General features: G+C 38.9%; 15 protein-coding genes. 5 read left to right on the top strand and 10 right to left on the bottom strand.

What is annotated here, in order from left to right; all coding sequences use genetic code 11:
* Positions 1-32 precede the first annotated feature (32 nt).
* From CKW03_RS19300 to polA, 9 genes are all read right to left on the bottom strand, one after another.
* Positions 33-776: a shikimate dehydrogenase family protein gene (locus tag CKW03_RS19300; RefSeq protein ID WP_093099639.1), complete on the bottom strand. Its 744-nt coding sequence runs from the start codon at positions 774-776 to the stop codon at positions 33-35.
* Positions 773-2,182 carry a tetratricopeptide repeat protein gene (locus tag CKW03_RS19295; RefSeq protein ID WP_093099637.1) on the bottom strand — a complete coding sequence of 470 codons (1,410 nt, stop codon included), beginning with the start codon at positions 2,180-2,182 and terminating at the stop codon, positions 773-775. The genes CKW03_RS19300 and CKW03_RS19295 overlap by 4 nt, the downstream gene beginning before the upstream one ends.
* A 224-nt stretch (positions 2,183-2,406) precedes the next feature.
* Positions 2,407-3,786: an OmpA family protein gene (locus CKW03_RS19290; RefSeq protein WP_093099635.1), complete on the bottom strand. Its 1,380-nt coding sequence runs from the start codon at positions 3,784-3,786 to the stop codon at positions 2,407-2,409.
* Between the two features lie 243 nt (positions 3,787-4,029).
* Positions 4,030-5,043, bottom strand: coding sequence for an inorganic phosphate transporter (locus CKW03_RS19285; protein ID WP_093099633.1), 1,014 nt, complete (start codon positions 5,041-5,043; stop codon positions 4,030-4,032).
* 34 nt (positions 5,044-5,077) lie between these two features.
* The gene (locus CKW03_RS19280; RefSeq protein WP_093099631.1) at positions 5,078-5,725 is read right to left on the bottom strand and encodes a DUF47 domain-containing protein; all 648 of its coding nucleotides are present in this window, start codon (positions 5,723-5,725) and stop codon (positions 5,078-5,080) included.
* Positions 5,726-5,799: 74 nt separating this feature from the next.
* Positions 5,800-6,825, bottom strand: a complete 1,026-nt coding sequence (locus CKW03_RS19275) for a sensor histidine kinase (RefSeq protein ID WP_093099630.1) — start codon at positions 6,823-6,825, stop codon at positions 5,800-5,802.
* Positions 6,826-6,861: 36 nt separating this feature from the next.
* The gene (locus tag CKW03_RS19270; protein ID WP_093099628.1) at positions 6,862-7,515 is read right to left on the bottom strand and encodes a phosphatidylserine decarboxylase family protein; all 654 of its coding nucleotides are present in this window, start codon (positions 7,513-7,515) and stop codon (positions 6,862-6,864) included.
* 42 nt (positions 7,516-7,557) lie between these two features.
* Positions 7,558-8,655: a toxin-antitoxin system YwqK family antitoxin gene (locus CKW03_RS19265; RefSeq protein WP_093099627.1), complete on the bottom strand. Its 1,098-nt coding sequence runs from the start codon at positions 8,653-8,655 to the stop codon at positions 7,558-7,560.
* A 5-nt stretch (positions 8,656-8,660) separates the two neighbouring features.
* Positions 8,661-11,468, bottom strand: coding sequence for a DNA polymerase I (polA, locus tag CKW03_RS19260; RefSeq protein ID WP_093099625.1), 2,808 nt, complete (start codon positions 11,466-11,468; stop codon positions 8,661-8,663).
* A 119-nt stretch (positions 11,469-11,587) separates the two neighbouring features.
* Here polA and rsgA point away from each other — a divergent pair, with 119 nt between their 5' ends.
* The 5 genes from rsgA to CKW03_RS19235 all read left to right on the top strand — a co-directional run bounded on the left by rsgA (position 11,588) and on the right by CKW03_RS19235 (position 19,657).
* On the top strand, positions 11,588-12,508 hold the full coding sequence (gene rsgA, locus CKW03_RS19255) for a ribosome small subunit-dependent GTPase A (protein WP_093099623.1): 921 nt from the start codon (positions 11,588-11,590) through the stop codon (positions 12,506-12,508).
* A 157-nt stretch (positions 12,509-12,665) separates the two neighbouring features.
* Positions 12,666-14,471 (top strand): AsmA family protein, encoded by a 1,806-nt coding sequence (locus CKW03_RS19250; protein WP_093099621.1) that lies wholly within the window; start codon positions 12,666-12,668, stop codon positions 14,469-14,471.
* 66 nt (positions 14,472-14,537) lie between these two features.
* A complete protein-coding gene (locus tag CKW03_RS19245; protein WP_236736538.1) occupies positions 14,538-16,322 on the top strand; it encodes a TrkH family potassium uptake protein in 1,785 nt (594 codons plus the stop codon).
* A 4-nt stretch (positions 16,323-16,326) separates the two neighbouring features.
* Positions 16,327-17,013, top strand: a complete 687-nt coding sequence (locus CKW03_RS19240; protein ID WP_093099619.1) for a potassium channel family protein — start codon at positions 16,327-16,329, stop codon at positions 17,011-17,013.
* 172 nt (positions 17,014-17,185) lie between these two features.
* Complete coding sequence (locus tag CKW03_RS19235) at positions 17,186-19,657, top strand: YfhO family protein (protein WP_093099617.1); 2,472 nt, start codon at positions 17,186-17,188, stop codon at positions 19,655-19,657.
* 196 nt (positions 19,658-19,853) lie between these two features.
* Here the strand turns inward: CKW03_RS19235 and CKW03_RS19230 are convergent, their stop codons facing one another.
* Positions 19,854-20,462 (bottom strand): ribonuclease HII, encoded by a 609-nt coding sequence (locus CKW03_RS19230; protein WP_093099615.1) that lies wholly within the window; start codon positions 20,460-20,462, stop codon positions 19,854-19,856.
* Between the last annotated feature and the right edge of the window lie 58 nt (positions 20,463-20,520).

Raw genomic sequence — 20,520 nt, 5'->3', positions numbered from 1 at the left:
ATAGGAAATATTTCTAAGCAATTGGGCTTTTCCTATTGATTCCAGATTTCCCAGTTTTTTTCTGCTTGCAAGACCAGCATTTCATAACCATTTTTGATGGCGGCCCCTCTTTCTTTCCCTTTTTTTAAGAATAAAGTTTCTTCAGGATTGTAAATAAGGTCATACAATAAATGATCACTTGAAATTGCTCCGTATGGAAGTGCAGGACATTCACCCGTCTTGGGGAACGTCCCCAATGGGGTGCAATTAATTAATAGTGGAGAGTTTTGAACTAACTCTTCCGAAAGGTCATCGTAGGAAAGGTTGTATTGGGTCTTGGTCCTACTTACGATCCTATATTCGATGCCAAGTTTTTTCAAAGAATAAGCAACAGCTTTAGTAGCTCCTCCATTACCGAATATTAATGCTCTGTTATGGTTGGGTTTCAATAGAGGTTCTAATGATTTTTCAAATCCGTGGGCATCCGTGTTGAAGCCTGTTAGTTTTATGCCGTCACTTTCGTGACGGATTTGAATGCAATTCACGGCACCAATTTCTCTTGCCTCCACTGAAAGGTCTGTCAAATAACGCATCACCTCCTGTTTATAGGGAATGGTGACATTTACGCCGTAAAACTCCGGGTTATCTTGGTAAAGGCTTGGGAATTCCTGGATAGTTGATAGAGGGTATAGATCATAATCAATATTTTCTATACCCTCGATTCTGAATTTTTCTAAATAATATTTTTTGGAAAATGAATGGCCGAGTGGATAGCCTATTAACCCTAATTGCTTCATCGTCCTTCTGTATATTTTTTGATAATATCTACGATTACTTGGTTCCCCTGTAATTGTGGCAGGTATTCAAATAAAATGTAATGTTTCTCTGGATCAACGTTTAATGCGAGTTCCAAGAAACTTAATGCTTCTGTATATTTTCCTGCGGCGAACATATAAGCTACCATTCTGTAATATAATGTTGCCTCATCCGGGCTACATTTGATCGCTTCTGAAATGACCTCAATAGCCTCGTCGAGCCTGGTTTGCTCAAACAGTAAAGAGGAATAATCCAACCAAGCTTCTGCATCGGTTGGGTTTAACTCCACAACTTTTGAATAAGCCTCTATAGATTGATCAAATTGTTTCAATTTATAGCGAGCGTCAGCAATCGCAAACCAATAATCTGGATTCTCATCGTCGATCTCTAACGCTTTCTTATAAAAATGCAGTGATTCGAAATATCGTTCTTCAAAATCCAGTGTAACCCCAATACCAAACCAGGCATCACTTTGATTGCCGTCAAGTTTTACAGCCTTCTTGTAATATTGGCGTGCTTCATCCATCTGTTCTAACTTTTCATAGCATTCTCCAATTGCACAGTAAGTATCCGCATTTGGAGTTTCGTGCTCGAAGGTCTGTTTATAGACATCAATGGCTTCCGAATACCTGTCTAGGTTTACCAAGGCGTTACCTTTATTGAAATAAGCCGATGAAAAATTCTCATTGATCAAGATGGCATAATCATAAGCATCAATCGCAGCTCCAAAATCACCTAACTTGTGGTAAGCGTTACCTAGATTGTACCAAGCAGCATAGGAATATGGATCCGTATCGATATATTGGTTGTAGAACTGAATACTTTCTTGTTGTTGTTCCAATACATCATAGCAAAATGCTATTTCGTAGAGCGCATCCTGATTGTCTTTATTTGCTTGTAATGATTTTTTTAAATATGCAATGGCTTTTTCATAAGCCCCTTGAAGTTGGTATAGGCCCGCGATTTGATAATAGACCTCATCTTTAGCATCGCTAAGTTTCAAAGCCTTGAAGAAGTTTTCTTCGGCCAGGTGATGTTCCTGAAGGGCAGATAGGATTGTCCCTTTTATCAAATAGATGTCACCTTCGGACGGTTCCAGTAATTCCGCTTTACTTAATGCCTCCAATGCAGGTTCATACTGTAGAGTGGAAGCGAGAAGCTGAGCTTTCTTGATTATGAACGAGGTTTCGAAAGGGTGTTGGGCAGATGCAAATTCTATTACTTGTAAAGCTTTTATTGGATCATTGTTGGTGATGTAATAGTCGATAATGCTTTCAAAGGCTTTTGCGTCAAAAAAGTACTGGTCTTCATTTCGAAGCATTTCCTCATAACGATCCACTGAAAATTTTTGTTCTTCCGGGGTTCCAAATTCAAAATCTTCTTCCATTATTCTCCTCCTTAAAATTTATTCGTACTCTCCAATTCCTAAATGAAAATACTATTTTTTGAACATTAGAATATGTAATTGTTTTCAACATATTCACATTTTAGACTGGGTTGGTCTGCAAATGTAAAGTTAATTAAGTAATTATATTGTAAATACTGTGTATAACAACAAAAAAGCCAGCTAAACAGCTGGCTTTTGTTATTTCAAATTGTTATTTCTAACAATTATTTTTTGATCTCAACACGACGGTTTTGAACACGACCTTCTTCAGTATCGTTTGAAGCAACTGGGTTAGCTTCACCGTATCCTGTAGCGTTGATGCTTGATGCAGATACTCCAGCGTTAACTAAGTATTGTTTTACTGCATTAGCACGGTCTTTTGATAAGTTCATGTTGTAAGCTTCTGTACCTTCAGCAGATGCATAACCATCTAATGAAACAGAACCGTTACTGTCTTTCAATTCTTTAGCTAATTTATCTAAAGTAGAGTAAGATTCAGTTTTCAATACTGAGCTATCAAATTCGAATTGAATTGGAGCAAAGTATCCTGAAGTAGTTCCGTCAGTTAATTGCTGAGGCTCAGGGAATTTGATTGGACATCCAGAACCATCAACTACTGTACCAGCAGGAGTTCCTGGACATTTGTCAAATTTGTCAGATACGCCGTCACCATCAGAGTCTTTGCTTAATTGATCAACTGTACCTTCTAAAGTAGATACGCGTTGTTTCAATGCTTCAACTTCGTTACGTAATGAAGGGTCTTTCAACTCATCATATAATGTAGCAACAGGGTTAGTGAACGTTAAGCTTTCTTTATCACGAGAACCTAAAGTGAACTCTAAGCCACCATATACGTTAGAGAATTTTTGTTTTCCGTCGTAACGAACCGGTCCGTATAATAAGTTATCATCAGTGAAGTTCATTGTGTAACCTAAGTTCAAGGCAACAACTTCAGATAACTTGAATTTAACACCAACACCAACTGGGATATATCCAGTTAAACGGTTGTCACGGTCTCCAGTAGCCTCACGGTCACCGAAAATTTCCTGACCCCATTTACCTTCGTTGTTGTAAACTTCAGTACCAGTGAAATCGTTGTTAGCGAATTGAACTGGGTTATGAGCCATAACACCTAAACCAACTTTAGCGTAGAAGTTAACAGCGTTTTCTCTTCTCATGAAGTCGATAGTACCTAATTGGAATACACCATTTAAGCTAGCTGCCCAGTTAACTGAAGTCTCAGCAGATCTTGCGCCGTTAGAAGTTTCTGGAGCTGTTACTAAATCATGGTTGTAAGTTTTGATACGACCACGGTTACCTTCTAATTCTAAACCGAATAGGTGAGAGAATTGCTTACGGATAGTCAAACCATAGTATTCACCAACTTTGTTTTGGAAATATCCAACGCGTTGTCCGAAACCGTTTTGGCCACCTAAAATAGTGTTTGGAGTAGTGATACCACCTTGAACACCAATTGACCAAGTTCTGTATTGTGATCTACCACCAAATACAGTTGGGGTTTGTGCTTGTGCAGTTTCAGCGAAACCTAAAGCGGCTACTAAAGAAGCTGCAACAGCTGTTTTTTTAATTGTAGAATAGTTCATACTCTTTTTTTTAAGGTTATTAAAATTTTTAATTGTTTCTAATTGTAAAAATCAATTTAACATAACTTAACAATAACGGTGCCAAAAAATGTTAAATTGCAAAAAGCCCTTTTTCCATGAAATCCATAGGTCCTTTTGCCGCGTAAAAATACTTATTAACATTAAATAACACAAATTTTTTATCAAAACTTTATTAATTGTCAATAAATATGAGCACAATACCTTTGGTCTGTATGATTTTTACTACAAGATATAATGAATTATAGCAAGGGTTAACCCGCCTAACAGTGCACTGACAGGGATAGTTAATATCCAGGCCCATAATAAACTGATGGTTACTCCCCAACGAACGGCTGAAACTCTTTTTACTATACCCACCCCGATTATCGAACCAGTGATTGTATGGGTCGTTGAAACCGGAATACCAAAATGTTCTGTAATACCTAAGGTTATTGCACCTGCTGTTTCAGCACTTACACCTTCTAAAGGAGTCACTTTTGTAATTTTTGTACCCATTGTCTTTACGATTTTCCATCCTCCACTCATCGTTCCTGCTGCGATCGCAAAATAACAGGCTAATGGAACCCACTCAGGCATTTCTTCAAAACTTCCGATTACACCCTGAGCGATTAGGGCGGTTGCAATAATGCCCATGACCTTTTGCGCATCGTTACCACCATGAGCAAAACTCAATCCTGCCGATGAGACCAATTGCAGGATTTTGAACCATTTCTCGGCAACTGCAGGTCTAGCTTTTTTACAGACATTGATAATGATCAAAGTAATGATGATCGATATTGTCATACCTACCAATGGTGCCAATACAATAAAGGAAACAATTTTCAATGTTGCACTTAAATTGATAGCTTCCATTGGGTTTGCTCCTAAAAACAAAGCATAGGCCATCCCCGATCCAGCAAAACCTCCAATTAATGTATGGCTGGAACTAGACGGGATACCATAATACCAGGTAAAAAGGTTCCAGGCAATAGCTGCCACCAAGCCCGCAAATATTACCTCGAGGGTGATATATTCTTCAATGACCGTTTTGGCGATCGTATTGGCCACTTTATGATCGGTGAAAACAAAATAAGCAACAAAGTTGAACAAGGCTGCCCATAGTACTGCCATGAACGGGGTCAATACTTTGGTCGATACGATAGTCGCTATGGAGTTGGCTGCATCATGGAATCCATTGATGTAGTCAAACGCAATAGCTAAAACAATTACGACAATTAATAATGTGGTTATACCCATAATTTAATATTGTTGTGAGTTCTTATTTAATAAATTAAGCGTTCTTCACAAGAATACTTTCCAATACATTGGCAACATCCTCACATTTATCTGTCGCATCTTCCATTGCAGATAAAACTTCTTTGTTCTTGATCAGGTTGATTGCATCTTTTTCATACTCAAATAATTCGGCGACAGCTTTGTCAAAAATATAGTCAGCTTTATTTTCCACACTGTTGATGCGTACACATGAATCAGTAATGTTCCTGATGTTCTTAAGGTCTTTTAGCTCAAATAGTGCTTTTGCAACATGTTCCGTTGCTTCAAGGATCAAGCTTGAAATCTCTTTCATGGCTTCACTAGGTTCAGTGACCTTATAGAGCTCCATTCTATTGGAAGCACCATGGATAAAGTCCGCCACATCGTCTAATGAACTGGCCAATGCGTGGATATCCTCCCTGTCAAATGGTGTGATAAAGTTCTTTCCTAATTCCAAATGAATCTGATGGGTTAGATTGTCCCCTTTGTGCTCTAGATCCTCCAGCAATTTAGAGTTATCTTTTCTAAGCTGAAAATCTGTCGTATGAACGCTTTCTTTTAAAAGCTTGGCCATGTCAATTAAATTTGATCCGGCTTGTTCAAACAATGGGAAAAATTTCTTGTCCTTTGGGACAAAATATTGAAAAATGCTATTTAGAGACATAACTCGTATTTTTAGTAGCGCAAAATTATGCACTTAATGTTAAGTTAATGTTAAGTTTTAATAAATCGCTTAAATTAGGCCTTCTCGAGGGTAAAAGAAAAGGTGGTACCAATGCCTTCCGTGCTTCTGACGTGCACATTTTGCTGATGCGCCTCTATGATATGTTTAACGATTGCAAGACCTAATCCTGATCCTCCGATATCCCGAGATCTACTTTTATCCGTCCTGAAAAATCGCTCAAATACTCTCGGTAGATTTTTCTCCTCAATACCTTGGCCGTTATCTGTAATTTCAATCAGGACCTGATCTATTAATAAGTGAACCTTGATATTTGTTTTACCTCCTTTAGACCCATATTTGATTGAATTGTCAATGAGATTGATTAAAACCTGTTGAATTTTCTTTCTATCAGCCTTTACCTGTATGGGATTATTGCCTTTAGGATTAAAAACAAGCGTAATATTATTTTCTTTGGCTTTATATTCCAAATCATCGATCGTCTCCTTAATTAATGCAAGGAGGTCAAATTTTTCTATCAAAATGGATATTTCGCCAGATTCCAGCTTAGCTATTTCATCTAGATCATGAATTAAATAGCTCAACCGATCCAGGTTTCGAGAAGCTTTATTTAAAAAATTAACAGCCATTTCAGGATTGTCATCGATCATGCCATCCTGCAAGGTTTCAATATACCCTTGGATGGCAAACAGAGGGGTTTTGAATTCGTGCGAAATATTAGAAAGAAATTCTTTTCGGAACTTTTCCTGAGCTTTTAATTGGTTAATTTCTATTGTCTTTTGTTTTGCCCAGTCTCTCACTTCCTTTTCGGCATCACCAATTGGGTCTTCGGATTTATGGTCGCCCAAAGCATCCTTCAGCTCTTTGCCCAGCTTTAGGTTATGGATCAATTTGTATACAGATTTGATCCTTTCATACACGAATTTTTGGAAAACGTAGTTCAGTAAGCTAAAGGAGAGGACAAAGCTCAGTATGAGAATAAAGGTGAAAGTAGGCAGATCCCTCTCATAATAATAGTTCATTCCCGATAATGTAAAGGAAAAAACAAAACTAATTACAAGTATTAGGGTGCGAAAATTCATGTCTTACCTAATTAAAGGTGGTCTCAGCAATTGAGATTAAAATCGAGCAATAATAGATTTACCGCCAGTAACCTTATCTCCAATATTTACATTGATTTTTGTATCTAGCGGCAAGAATAAATCCACTCTGGATCCAAATTTAATAAATCCAAACTCTTCACCTTGTTTCACCTCTTGGCCTTCTTTCACATACCAAACAATCCTTCTGGCCATTGCACCAGCGATTTGGCGGAACAAAACTTCAACTCCAGATTGGGTTTTCACAACAACAGTTGTCCTTTCGTTGTCAGTGGACGATTTCGGATGCCAAGCCACCAAGAATTTCCCAGGATGGTATTTGAAAAAGGAAACAATTCCAGACACTGGGTTTCTATTGACATGTACATTGACAGGAGACATAAAAATCGAAACCTGAATTCTACGGTCTTTCAAGTACTCAGTTTCTTCCGTTTCTTCAATAACTACCACTTTTCCATCAGCAGGGCATAATACAACCCCCTCGTCGATTGTTATGGTTTTGTTAGGGCTTCTGAAAAATTGAATAATGGTTATCAGCAAAAATGCTGAAACAATATAAATGATCCATTTCACAGCACTGCCGGCATCATAATAATGTGCAATGGCGTTTATTATAAAAATAAATAATACTACTAATGCTAAACTGGTATAGCCTTCCTTGTGAAATTTCATAAATAAATATTTGTGCAAATATAATTATTCTGTATAAATGTCCTATGGTTCATTCTTCCTACCGATATTCAAGCTATGGAATTGTATCTTTCCGGACTCATCAGACGATACTTTTCCCTTTACAGTGATCTCATCTTCAATATATTCGCCATTTGCAAATGAAGGGATATATCTGTCTACAGAATTCAAGACCATTCTGAAGGGTCTACTTATTTCCTTCGGAACATCATCAATAATCTCCAATTTTGAGGGATTCCCATCCTTGCTCACCTGAATCTTATATTCAAAATTATCTTCAATGGGACTCCTTAATTCAAAAGAATTGAAAGGTTGGGTCAGAAAATCAGATAAATAGCTGTTATAGCCAGCAATCTCATCATAATTACAAGCTTTCGATATGAATTTTTCTGCCCTAAAGAAATTCTCAACGGGGAGCAAACTGAAAATTGGCGAAGAATACTCGGTTTCATTGATTATATCATAGCCAGATTTGAATACCCCTCTATAATAAGCCTCTTCCGCAACCAAATCCGATAGTTTGTCTGCCGTATAATAAATCTGCCATATTCCATCGGGAACGCCATCCCTTAATTTCCCTTTATGTTTCACAAAAGGATAGCCATAAGGATTATAGCCTTGGAAAGGAACATTGAATTCAAACCTTCCATTTCCTTCATCAACAACTTTTCTGCCGCGAGTATCAATGAATTCCTTGATTTTTACATAATCGGAAGCAAATTCAACTACCATCATCAATTCCCCATCGGGATAATAATAGTTCCAATTACCTTGAGGCCTGTCATCTACAAAAGTGGTTTCCCATTTAATGGAGCGATTGGGATGATAAGCCTTGAAATAGCCCGATTTTTTCCCATCCACATAAGATCCTTCAAGAATGGGTCTGCCATCAAGATCAAAATCTGTAAACGAACCGATATACCTACTGCTTGCCGGGTCAAAACTTGCTACCCTTTCAATGCTCTTGAATTCACAGTCCCTATCAACCAGATAATAATTGCTGTCAAAATAAAAGCGCACCAGGTTCTCTCCCGATTTTTCAAAAAAAACAGGGTTCCGGTCCTGACCAAACGTGTTCAGGAAAAATACCATCAAGAAAAAAATACCGCTCAGTACTTTCATTGCGTCTAATGTGCTTCCAACCAATTTTTCCCTTCACCAATCTCTATTTCAATCGGAACCTGCATTTCAATGGCGTTTTTCATCCTGTTTTCGATGATCGCTTTAAATTCATCAATTTCATGGTTAGGGACATCGAACACAAGTTCATCATGCACCTGCATGATCATTTTGCCTTCCAATCCTTTTTCTGCGATATCCTTTTGGATATTGATCATCGCGATTTTGATCAAATCTGCAGCCGATCCTTGGATAGGGGCATTAATGGCATTTCGTTCCGCAAAACCTCTCACGGTCATGTTCGCAGAATTGATGTCTCTTAAATAACGCCTTCTTTTCAATATAGTTTCCACATACCCGTTTTCCTTGGCAAATTCAATCACCTCGCCCATATATTTGCGGATACCGGTATATTGGGTAAAGTACTGATCAATGATTTCCGCAGCTTCTTTACGGCTAATCCCCAAGTTTTGTGACAGTCCAAATGCAGATTGTCCATAGATAATCCCAAAGTTGACCGCCTTTGCATTCCTTCTCATGTCAGAATTAACTTCATCCAACGATACAGAGTACACCCTGGCAGCAGTAGCCTTGTGAATATCGAGTCCTTGTTTAAAGGCCTCCAACATATTTACATCTTGACTTAATTCAGCCATAATCCTGAGCTCAATCTGAGAATAATCGGCAGAAAGCAAGGTCCAGTTCTCATTTCGACTGATAAATGCTTTTCTTACCCCTCTTCCTCTTTCCGTACGGATTGGGATATTCTGCAAATTAGGATTGGTTGAACTTAACCTACCTGTTGCCGCTACAGCCTGATTATAGGAGGTGTGGATTAAACCTGTATTCGGATTGATCAAATTAGGAAGGGCATCGACATATGTAGATTTTAGCTTTTGAAGCTGTCTGAAATCTAAGATATCTTGAACGATATCGGATTTATTTGCCAATGCCAATAATACATCTTCTCCAGTTTTATATTGACCAGTTTTTGTTTTTTTCGCTTTCGGATCCAATTGAAGTTTATCAAATAATACTTCACCTAATTGCTTTGGAGAGGCAATATTAAAGGTAACTCCAGCTTTTTCATAAATCTGTTGTTCCAATACCTTAACATCCCTTTCAATTTCTGTAGAGAACTGATGCAAAGTATCTACATCGATCTTTACCCCATTCCTTTCTACTTCTGCCAATACCTTTAATAAAGGGAATTCAACTTTTTGTGCTAAATCCAGGGTAGAGGTTTCTTCAAGTAATGGAGCAAGCTTATTTTTTAATTGCAAAGTGATGTCTGCATCTTCAGAAGCGTATTCTTTGACCAATTCCACATCCACATCACGCATATTACCTTGGTTTTTACCTTTAGTACCAATCAATTCAGTAATAGAAACCGGCGTATAGTTTAAGTAGGTCTCCGATAGGTAATCCATGTTATGTCTTGTATCGGGATCAATTAGGTAATGAGCGAGCATGGTATCAAAAAACTCACCTTTCACATCCACTCCATACCTAGATAGAAGCAGAATGTCATACTTCAGGTTTTGGCCAATTTTTTTAATGTTTTCATTTTCAAATAAGCCTTTGAATATATCAACGGTTTTCTGAGCCTCTGCTTGATCAGCACTAACCGGAATATAATACCCTTCAAATGCCTTTGTGCTAAATGATATCCCAACCAATTCTGCTTGAAGAGCATCTAAACCAGTTGTTTCTGTGTCAAAACAGAAAGATTCCTCCTTTGATAATTGCAGAGCCAGTTCTCTTTGTTTTTCTTCGCTATCCAGCAATGTATACTGATGTGCAGTATTTTGAAGATTAGTGAAAACAGGAGCTTCAGCAGTATCCGATGGGAGATTATTCTTTGAGCCCGCTAAGTTGGCATCATCATGAACTGTAAATAGGTCCATCTGTCCGGCTTTCGAATTTGGATTTTCAATCATGCTGAAATCATCTCCAAAAACTCTTTTCCCAAGAGTCCTGAATTCCAACTCCACAAATAAAGGTTCTAAAACTTCTTTATTAGGTTTCTCCAATTCCAATGCTTTTTCATCAAACTCAACCGGAACATCCAGCAATATCGTAGCAAGTTTTTTAGAGATCAAGCCCTGTTCAGCGTGGTTTTCTACATTTTCTTTCAGTTTACCCTTCAGCTTATCCGTATTCTGAATCAGGTTTTCGATGGATCCGAATTCCTGGATTAGCTTTTTCGCGGTTTTCTCACCGATACCCGGAATACCAGGGATATTATCCACGGCATCCCCCCAAAGACCAAGAATATCGATCACCTCATGGACATTGTTGATTTCCCATTTCTCCAAGATCTCCGCAACGCCTAATGTTTCAGCGCCATTGCCCATCCGGGCAGGTTTATAGATGAAAATGTTTTCAGATACCAATTGACCGAAATCTTTGTCCGGAGTCATACAGTAGACCGTATAGTCCATCTGTTCACCTTTTTTTGCCAAGGTTCCAATTATGTCATCTGCCTCAAAACCATCCATGGTAATGATTGGGATGTTAAACCCCTCGATTAAGCGGAAAATATAAGGGATAGAAGCAGCCAGATCCTCAGGCATTTTCTCACGTTGAGCCTTATAAGCCTCAAATTCCAAATGTCTGTTGGTAGGTGCTGCTGTATCGAATACAACAGCGATATGACTAGGTTTCTGATTATTTAAAACATCGAGCAAGGTATTGGTAAAACCCATGATAGCTCCTGTATTTAGTCCGTATGATGTAATGCGGGGTGTTTTACTGAGTGCGAAGTATGCACGGTAAATCAATGCCATCCCGTCTAAAAGAAATAACTTTTTCAAATTCTTCGTTTTTTTACCTGTATAACAAAGTTAACAAATTCAAATAGACGCAAAGATTAATTATTTTTTTCCATTTTTGCGGGGATTGCTTGTATTTTTAATAAATATGGAAAATTGATATGCGCGGACTTGTAACAAAATCTACCGGTAGTTGGTACCAAGTTTTGGGTGATGATGGAAATAGATATGAATGTCGGATAAAGGGAATATTCAGAACTCAGGGCATAAAGACAACTAATCCCATTGCTGTGGGGGATAGGGTGGAGTTTGAAATTGAACAAGGCCAACAAAGCGCTGTTATTACTAAGCTTGAACCTAGGAAGAATTATATTATCCGTAGGTCTGTCAACCTTTCCAAGCAAACCCAGATTATTGGTGCAAACCTAGATCTAGCACTTTTAGTTGTTACATTGGCCTCCCCGCCGACGTCGACCGGTTTTATTGATCGATTCCTGGTTACTGCGGAAGCCTATGGTATTCCAGCAGCACTTGTCTTCAATAAATTAGACCTTTTTTCTGAGGAAGGGTTGGAGATCCTTGCAGAATACATCGCCATATATGAAAACCTTGGCTACCCTTGTTTCACTGTTTCAGCCCTAGAAAGGGAGAACATCGAAACCCTGAATGAAGTCCTAAAGGATAAGATTACCCTGATTTCAGGACACTCAGGGGTGGGTAAATCAACTTTGATCAATGCCATTATCCCCGGATCTGACCTCAAAACAGGAAATATCTCGGATTGGTCTGACAAAGGAAAACATACCACAACCTTTGCAGAAATGATCGACCTTCCTTTCGGTGGTAAACTGATCGATACTCCCGGTATTCGTGAGCTGGGAATTGTAGATATCGAACCCCAAGAACTATCCCATTATTTCCCTGAAATGAGGAACCTGCTCAATCAATGTAAATTCCATAATTGTAGACATATCAATGAACCGGGATGCGCCGTTTTGGATGCTCTGGAAAATGGGGAGATTGAACCCTCACGGTACGATAGCTACTTGAGTATCTACAATAATGAAAACAATAGAAATTAATTCCTTCAAATTATTTCAAAAGAATTGTAGTTATTTTGTTCTTTTTCAGTTAGTTGTTTTAATTCTCTTTAAATATTTTGTCCAGTAAATAAACATATTGGCTATATTGTTGTTAGGAATTAACACAAGCTGGGGATAAACCGTTTTTTTGAATTTTATGAAACCTATTTGGAAATGGATTATTGGGATTTTAGCCTTCTTGATTTTGGCTATTTTGGGGATTGGCTGGTATTATAGCCGAAACTGGAAACCTATTGTTGAAACGAAACTGAAAGAAACCGTTTCTAAGGCTACTGACGGTCTGTATTCATTAAAATACGATGATTTAGATCTTAACGTTGCCCTAGGGAATGTCACCCTTAAAAATGCAGAATTGATTCCTGATTCTGCTGTCTATCGTCAAATGGTCCTCTCAAAAGAGGCCCCCAATAGCCGCTATCATATTAAACTGGCTGCCTTGAAAGTCCGTAGGTTCAATATCTGGGATGTCATCAAGAACAGAAAACTATACATCAAGGAAATCAATTTTGATTCACCTGATATCCATATGATATCCGAACGCCACGCCTATAATGATACCATTCAGCCAAAACAGTCGAAGACGCTTTATGATAATATCAAAGATGTCTTTAGTTCCATCAATGTTCGTGACATCAACATAGATAACGTAAAATTTAAGTTCTCGAAAATCGAAGAGGGCAAGTCAAGCGATATCCTTCTAGATAGTATCGGGATTAAGGTGCATGATATTTTGGTGGATCAAGCTTCAATCCATGATACCACCCGCCTGTTCTACACCAAGATGGTTGAAGTAGAGGTGCCAAAGTTCGAGTACGAACTTTCAAACGGTATTTACAAAGCCAAGTTTGACCACCTGATCATGAATACCCGTGACCAAAACGTCTTGTTGACCAAGGTAGAGTATGCTCCAAAAATGAGTAAAGCGGCGTATTTCAAAGCTCGAAATGAGAACATTACCATGGCTGTTATGAAATTTGATACTTTGCGGTTTGAGAAATTAGACTTCAAGGAGCTGATTGATAACCAACAAACCATTTCCCAGCACGTACAGATAAAAAATGGTTCCGTTTCATTATATAATGATAAGAGATATCCCAAGAAAAGCAGTTCAAAGATAGGGAAGTCTCCCCAACAGCAACTGATGAAAGTGAAACAGCTTATCCGGATCGATACCGTTTTCGTGGATAATGTAGATGTGCTGTACGGTGAGCATTCTGCGAAATACAATAAAGAGGGGATAATTACCTTTAACCATGCGAAAGGAACATTGACGAATGTCACCAATGACAGTACATTGTTGGCAAAGGATAAGTTCATGCGTGCGGATTTACAGGCCAGGATCATGAATGCAGGGCTGCTTAAGATCCAGTTTGGATTCGATATGCTTAGCAAGGAAGGCTTCCACACCTATAAAGGCTCTTTAGGCAGGATGCAAGCCCCTGCTTTCAATAAAATTTTGACACCATTGCTAAATGCTGAAATAGCATCAGGAAATATCAGAAGCATCAGTTTTAATTTTCAGGCGAACGACTATAGAAACTGGGGAGATTTTAGATTCGATTACGACCATCTAAAATTAAACCTGATGAATGCCATAGATCCAGGAATGAGCAAAACAAAAAAAGGAGTCCTATCCTTTGTTGTCAATAATATCCTGATCAATGATAGTAACCCGGATGCCAATGAAAAATACCATATTGGCAAGGTAAATTATAAACGTGTTCCAGAACACACCTTCTTCAAAACCCTTTGGCAAAGTCTCTTGGATGGTATCAAGCAATGTGCGGGTATCAGCAAAGAAAGAGAGGCAAAACTGCTTGGTGCAGCTGAAAAGGGAAAAGATGTCGTAGATGAAACTAAAGGTGTAATCAAGCGTACAGGTAATTTCTTCAAAGGAATTTTCAAAAAGAAAGACAAAGAAAAAGAAGAAGAGAAAAATTAGTTTCACGTGAAAGCTTTTTTTAATCAGGCGCTCATTAATGAATGATATTGCTATGTTTGTAACTTGATGGATTCGATATTTAGCTTCCTAAAATATATATTTCGTTATAAAAAGAAGACCGTAGATCAGATCGTTTTCTATGTCAGTTTGATCAGTGCCGCAACGATGGTTGTTCATGTGGGTTATATTACCGACCCTGAAGTTGCAAAGTTGACCGATAATGCAGTTGTGGCGTTATACTATGGACTTTTCCTCTTTGAAATCATTCGAACGGCCTCATCCATATTAGTTGCTCGACGGATCAATGTCTCTCATTACACGGGGGTCATGGTCAGCGCCTACTTTCTTCTGATCACCATTTCCCGATTAACAGGAGGGATCTTGTCCACGTTCGCAAAAGATGAATGGCTATATCTCGGAATTGCCATTATCTTCCTCTCAGAACTATCCAAGAACAGTCTTTTCTTTGATAATTTCTATTTCAATCCTACCATATTGTTTGTCATCAGTTTCTTGGGATTGATTATTCTAGGTGCATTTCTACTGATGCTGCCAAGAACTACTTTGGAAGCTCCATTAAGCTTTGTCGATGCCTTTTTTATGGCAACCAGTGCCGTTTGTATCACTGGACTTTCCACCACCGATATTTCTACCAACTTTTCCCTTTTTGGACAATCCGTTATCATGGCATTGATCCAAGTCGGCGGTCTGGGGATTATGACCTTTACGGGGTTCTTTGGTTATTTCTTTTCAGGGGGGTTTTCCTTTAAGAATCAATTGATGTTTGGGGAGATTTTGGGAGAAAACAAACTGAATTCCGTAATCTCCACTTTACTGACCATCATCTTTATAACACTGCTTTTTGAATTGATAGGCGCGGTCATGATTTTTGCGTCCCTAGAGGCTAAATACTTTGATTCCGTGGGAGAGATGATCTTCTTTTCCTGTTTCCATGCTATCTCAGGATTCTGTAATGCCGGTTTTACCATTATTAAAGATGGAGTGACCAGCGATGAATACCGTTTCAATTATAACTTCCAGTTAGCGGTTGCATCCATGTTTATTTTGGGAGGGTTCGGCTTTGGTACCATATTTAATCTATATACCTGGGTCCAAGAGAAAGTAAAATCCATGGTTCGTAGGCTGATACTAAAGAAAAACTATCGATATAAACCACAGGTTTTTTCGTTCAATTCCAGGTTTATTGTAGTCTGTAATGTTACTGTTATCATCCTTGCTACAATATCATTCTTTGTTCTGGAACAAAATCACAGCCTGATGGCTGACAAATCCTCATTTGGAAGATGGGTGACCTCAATTTTCATGGCCAATTCCACCCGGTCTGCAGGATTTAATAGTGTGGACCTGAACTTTATCAATATTCCCACTTTGATCATGTTCGTGACCTTAATGTGGATAGGGGTTTCTCCAGGATCAACAGGAGGTGGGGTAAAAGTAACCACTATTGCAATCGCATTGATGAATATTGTTGCTCTTGCCAAGGGTAAGGAATCTATTGAAATATATAAACGGAAAATCGCATCAGAATCTGTCAATAAGGCATTCGCCATTATCTTGCTATCGGTTCTGACCATCACATTGAGTTTTATTCTTTTGAACTTTTCGGATCCAAACCAACAGATGATTCCTCTGTTGTTTGAATCTGTATCTGCATATACCACTTGTGGACTATCATTGGGGATTACCTCATCATTAACTGCAACTAGTAAAATCATTTTAATGTTTACCATGTTTGTAGGTAGGGTAGGGATGCTGACCCTATTGGTGGCATTCATCAAGAACACAAGGAACAAAAGCTATATTTATCCAACTGAAAAAGTATTGTTTTAAGAGTATGAAATATATAGTATTAGGATTAGGGCACTTTGGGAGATCTTTAGCCATCCACCTTACCGAGCTAGGTCATGAAGTCATTGCGGCTGATAAAAACATAAGCATTGTTGAACAGACCAAGGACCGAATTACGCATACTGTGTGTCTGGACAGTACCGACCGCGATGCGGTAAGTTCATTGCCTTTGCGGGAAAGTAATGCCGTGATCGTGGCGATAGGTGAAGAAGAGGGGGCAAGTCTGATGACAGTAGCCTTGTTAAAACAATTGAAAGTAAAAAGAATCATCGGGCGAGTTGTTTCAGACCTTCAGAAAACGGTATTGGAAGCCATGAACATTGATGAATATATCATGCCTGAGGAAGAAGCTGCGGAGCGATTGGCGATGCGCTTGGATAATATTGATATTGTAGACTCCTTCAAGATATCTGAAAAATACAGCATAATCGAAACTAAAGTGCCCAGTAAATATGTAGGAATGACCCTAAAAGAAGCTGATCTGACCAATAAATACAAGGTCATTGTCCTTACGACGGTCCATGTAGAAAATGAAACCACAAAAGATGGTTCAACCCGGGTAAATAAGGAGGCTTCGGGAATTGCAAAATCCGACACCTTATTAATGGAAAACGATCTTCTCGTCCTGTTCGGAGAGCTTGCAAATATTAAAGATTTGATTCAGAAAGGCTAAATTAAACTTTAGCCTAGATCCTTCCCCTAGACAAAATTAATCAATCTAAGAAGCTGTCCAATCCGATCAGCTTCTCTTGTTTTATTTCAACTTTCTCATTTCTCTTATCTCAAATCTCACTTCTATTCTATATTTTTGGAGCTATATCATTAATAATCCTATTAATTACTAGATGAAAACTTGGTTTAAGGAAAATCAGAATCACTTAATCATTATAGGCATCTTCTTGCTTCTAGTGGTGTTTTATTTTACGCCCGTATGGCAAGGCAAAACCTTATTGCAAAGTGACGTGATGCAAGCTCGTGGTAGTCAGAAAGAAATTTTCGATTATAGAGAAAAAGACGGTACAACTCCATTATGGACGAATTCCATGTTCGGAGGAATGCCAACCTATCAGATTTGGTATGATCATGCCAATAATATCACGACCCATATCGGACCGGCTATCAGGACAATATTCCCTCCGCCAGCAGATGTCTTGTTGATGTTCCTTTTGGGCGGTTATTTCCTGTTCACCGTATTGCGAATGAAACCTTGGGTCGCCGCCATTGGTGCCGTCGCCCTTGCGTTTTCATCCTATAATATGATATATGTCGAAGCTGGGCACATCAATAAAGCCTATGCTATCGCCTATTTCGCACCGATCATCGGTTCGGTTATCCTCTGTTACCGCGGCAGTAAGTTTTGGGGCCCCAGTTTACTGGCCCTGTTCTTAGCGCTGGAACTAAGGGCAAACCACATTCAAATGACCTATTACCTCTTCCTTGCCTTATTGGTATTGGTAGGATTTGAATTATATTATGCTATCCGCGACAAAAAACTGAACAATTTCTTAAAAGCTACAGGTTTGCAGCTCGTTGGGGTGGTTGTCGCCATTTTGGTAAACGCCTCGGTGTTGTTCCCGACTTATGAATATAGCAAAGAGACCATCCGTGGCAAGGCCAATATCAGCAAAACAGATGATTCTGGTAAATCTGCTGCAGGTCTGGATAAGGAATATGCCTATGCATGGAGCCAAGGTATTGGTGAAAATATTACCTTCTTGATTCCAAATGCCTATGGCGGCCGTTCTGGAGGTACATTAACAGCAGAGTCAAATACCATAAAAAGCTTGGAGAAATTTGGTGCTACCAAAGAAGAAGCTCTTCAATATGCAAACAGACTATTCCCTACCTATTGGGGTGAGAAGCAATTTACTTCTGGACCTTGGTATTTTGGTGCAGGAGTGATTTTCTTGTTTGTCCTAGCCCTATTTGTGGTAAGAGACCGATTAAAATGGTGGATTCTGGCAGCAACTGCCCTGACTCTTCTACTTTCTTTTGGTCGTCACTTACCATTTATTTCTGACCTGTTCTTTGACTACTTCCCAATGTACAACAAATTCAGGGCGGTAGAATCAATATTGGTAATTCCATCTGTTTTGATCCCGTTACTTGCAATCATGGGATTGAACGAGATTATTACCCGCGGAAATGAAATCAAAGACCTAGATAAAAAAGTATTGTATTCTGGTTGTGCCGTAGCCTTAATCTGTCTACTTATTGCTTTGATGCCAAGTCTGCTTTCTCTACGTACGTCAAACCATCAGGAATACATTGCTTCTCTGCAACAATTTATTCAGGATCCAAGTTTAGCGAGTGAATTAGCAAATTCATTGCTGAAAGATCGTGCAGATATGGCTTCAAATGATGCTTGGCGTTCTTTCTTTATAGTAGTGTTGACCTTAGCTTTCGTTTGGTTTTTCGTCAAGAAAAAACTTAATGCAGGGATCTTGATCGCTGCAGTAGCTGTTATTACGCTAGTGGATCTTTGGTCAGTTGATAAGAGATACTTAAACACAGAATCTTTTGTAGATAAGGGCATCTATGAAAAACCAATTCCTGAAAGAGAAGTCGATCAATTGATCCATTTGGACAAAGACCTTTCTTATAGGGTATTTGATTTGACAACCAGTCCTTTCAATGATGCTAGTGCATCGTACTTCCATAAAAGTATCGGTGGTTATCATGCCGCTAAATTGATGCGTTTCCAAGAATTATTGGAACATCAGTTCAATGGGAACCTAAATGAAGATGTATTGGATATGTTGAATGTCCGTTATATCATTACAAAAGATCAGAGCAACAATTCGGATAGGATCCAACGCAGAAGTTCTGCTTTAGGAAATGCATGGTTTGTGAACAACATTAAATTTGTGAATAGCAACCAAGCGGAGATGGATGCTCTGGGAACCTTCGATCCTAAAAAAGAAGCAATTGTCAATGAAGGATTGAAAGGTCAATTAGGTGATAAATCTATTGGTCAGCCGAATAACGCTGAAATCAAATTGACATCTTACCATCCAGATACATTGAAATATGAGTACTCAGCAGGAAACAATGTTTTTGCGGTATTCTCGGAGATTTACTATGACAAAGGATGGAAAGCTTACGTTGATGGCGAAGAAGTGCCAATCATCAGAACAGATTACCTGTTGAGAGGTTTATCTCTTCCGGGAGGAAACCACAAAGTGGAATTTGTTTTTGCACCGGATTCTATGCGAATCAGCAATATCATTTCATTGATCGCGTCGATAAGCCTGGTTTTAGGTCTAGGATTCGCAATATGGTTGTCCATAAAACATAGAAAAGAAAAAGCTAAATAAATAGGCTTATACGTATAGAAAAAGGAGATTCTTGTCTAGAGAATCTCCTTTTTTATGTGTTTTGGTTGTTGTGCTCGACTACGACGGCTATCGAGCGAAGCCGGATCCCGCTCAACCATCGGATGCTGTCGTGCTGTTCCATAAATCAAAGCCCAGGGTGATCCCCGAAGTCCAGGGGAGAGAAAATATATCCCCCCTAAAACAAAGTCAACTGCGGTTCAGTAACTCTAAAGGTCTTTCTATGGTGAGGTGTCAATCCCAGTTTTAAGACGGCTTGTCTATGTTTTATGGTCGGATAACCTTTATTCTGCATCCAATCATACTCAGGATAATCATTCGCAATGTTTTCCATATACTCATCCCGATAGGTCTTTGCTAAGATAGAAGCTGCTGCAATGGACAGGTACTTGCCATCGCCCTTAACGATGCATGAATGGGGAACATTAGGATAAGGAATAAACTTATTGCCATCAATGATCAGGAAGCCGGGCTTCACGCCCAGCATATCCAAGGCTTTGTGCATGGCGAGGTAAGAAGCTTTATGGATATTGATTTTATCAATCTCTTCAGCCGACACACTCGCTACTGCATAAGCCATGGCTTCATTCTCGATGACAGGCCTTAATTCCATGCGCTTTTTCTCAGATAGCTTCTTTGAATCATTCAATACCGGATTACAATAATCTGCCGGAAATATCACTGCCGCCGCAAATACCGGCCCCGCCAAACATCCACGCCCAGCCTCATCACATCCCGCCTCTATAAAATCCTGCTGAAAAGTCGATAGTAATGTAATTGAATTCATGCTGTAAAGGTAGTATTTAGTAATTAGTAATTAGTAATTAGTAATTAGTAGTTAGATG

Source organism: Sphingobacterium mizutaii (assembly GCF_900187125.1).
Taxonomy (GTDB): Bacteria; Bacteroidota; Bacteroidia; order Sphingobacteriales; family Sphingobacteriaceae; genus Sphingobacterium; species Sphingobacterium mizutaii.
Note: the sequence above shows the minus strand (reverse complement) of the source record. Positions and strands in the feature narration are given on the sequence as shown.

Coding starts and splice junctions, on each gene's coding strand:
- CKW03_RS19300 (WP_093099639.1), bottom strand. CDS start 776: ATGAAGCAATTAGGGTTAATAGGCTATCCACTCGGCCATTCATTTTCC.
- CKW03_RS19295 (WP_093099637.1), bottom strand. CDS start 2,182: ATGGAAGAAGATTTTGAATTTGGAACCCCGGAAGAACAAAAATTTTCA.
- CKW03_RS19290 (WP_093099635.1), bottom strand. CDS start 3,786: ATGAACTATTCTACAATTAAAAAAACAGCTGTTGCAGCTTCTTTAGTA.
- CKW03_RS19285 (WP_093099633.1), bottom strand. CDS start 5,043: ATGGGTATAACCACATTATTAATTGTCGTAATTGTTTTAGCTATTGCG.
- CKW03_RS19280 (WP_093099631.1), bottom strand. CDS start 5,725: ATGTCTCTAAATAGCATTTTTCAATATTTTGTCCCAAAGGACAAGAAA.
- CKW03_RS19275 (WP_093099630.1), bottom strand. CDS start 6,825: ATGAATTTTCGCACCCTAATACTTGTAATTAGTTTTGTTTTTTCCTTT.
- CKW03_RS19270 (WP_093099628.1), bottom strand. CDS start 7,515: ATGAAATTTCACAAGGAAGGCTATACCAGTTTAGCATTAGTAGTATTA.
- CKW03_RS19265 (WP_093099627.1), bottom strand. CDS start 8,655: ATGAAAGTACTGAGCGGTATTTTTTTCTTGATGGTATTTTTCCTGAAC.
- rsgA (WP_093099623.1), top strand. CDS start 11,588: ATGCGCGGACTTGTAACAAAATCTACCGGTAGTTGGTACCAAGTTTTG.
- CKW03_RS19250 (WP_093099621.1), top strand. CDS start 12,666: ATGAAACCTATTTGGAAATGGATTATTGGGATTTTAGCCTTCTTGATT.
- CKW03_RS19245 (WP_236736538.1), top strand. CDS start 14,538: ATGGATTCGATATTTAGCTTCCTAAAATATATATTTCGTTATAAAAAG.
- CKW03_RS19240 (WP_093099619.1), top strand. CDS start 16,327: ATGAAATATATAGTATTAGGATTAGGGCACTTTGGGAGATCTTTAGCC.
- CKW03_RS19235 (WP_093099617.1), top strand. CDS start 17,186: ATGAAAACTTGGTTTAAGGAAAATCAGAATCACTTAATCATTATAGGC.
- CKW03_RS19230 (WP_093099615.1), bottom strand. CDS start 20,462: ATGAATTCAATTACATTACTATCGACTTTTCAGCAGGATTTTATAGAG.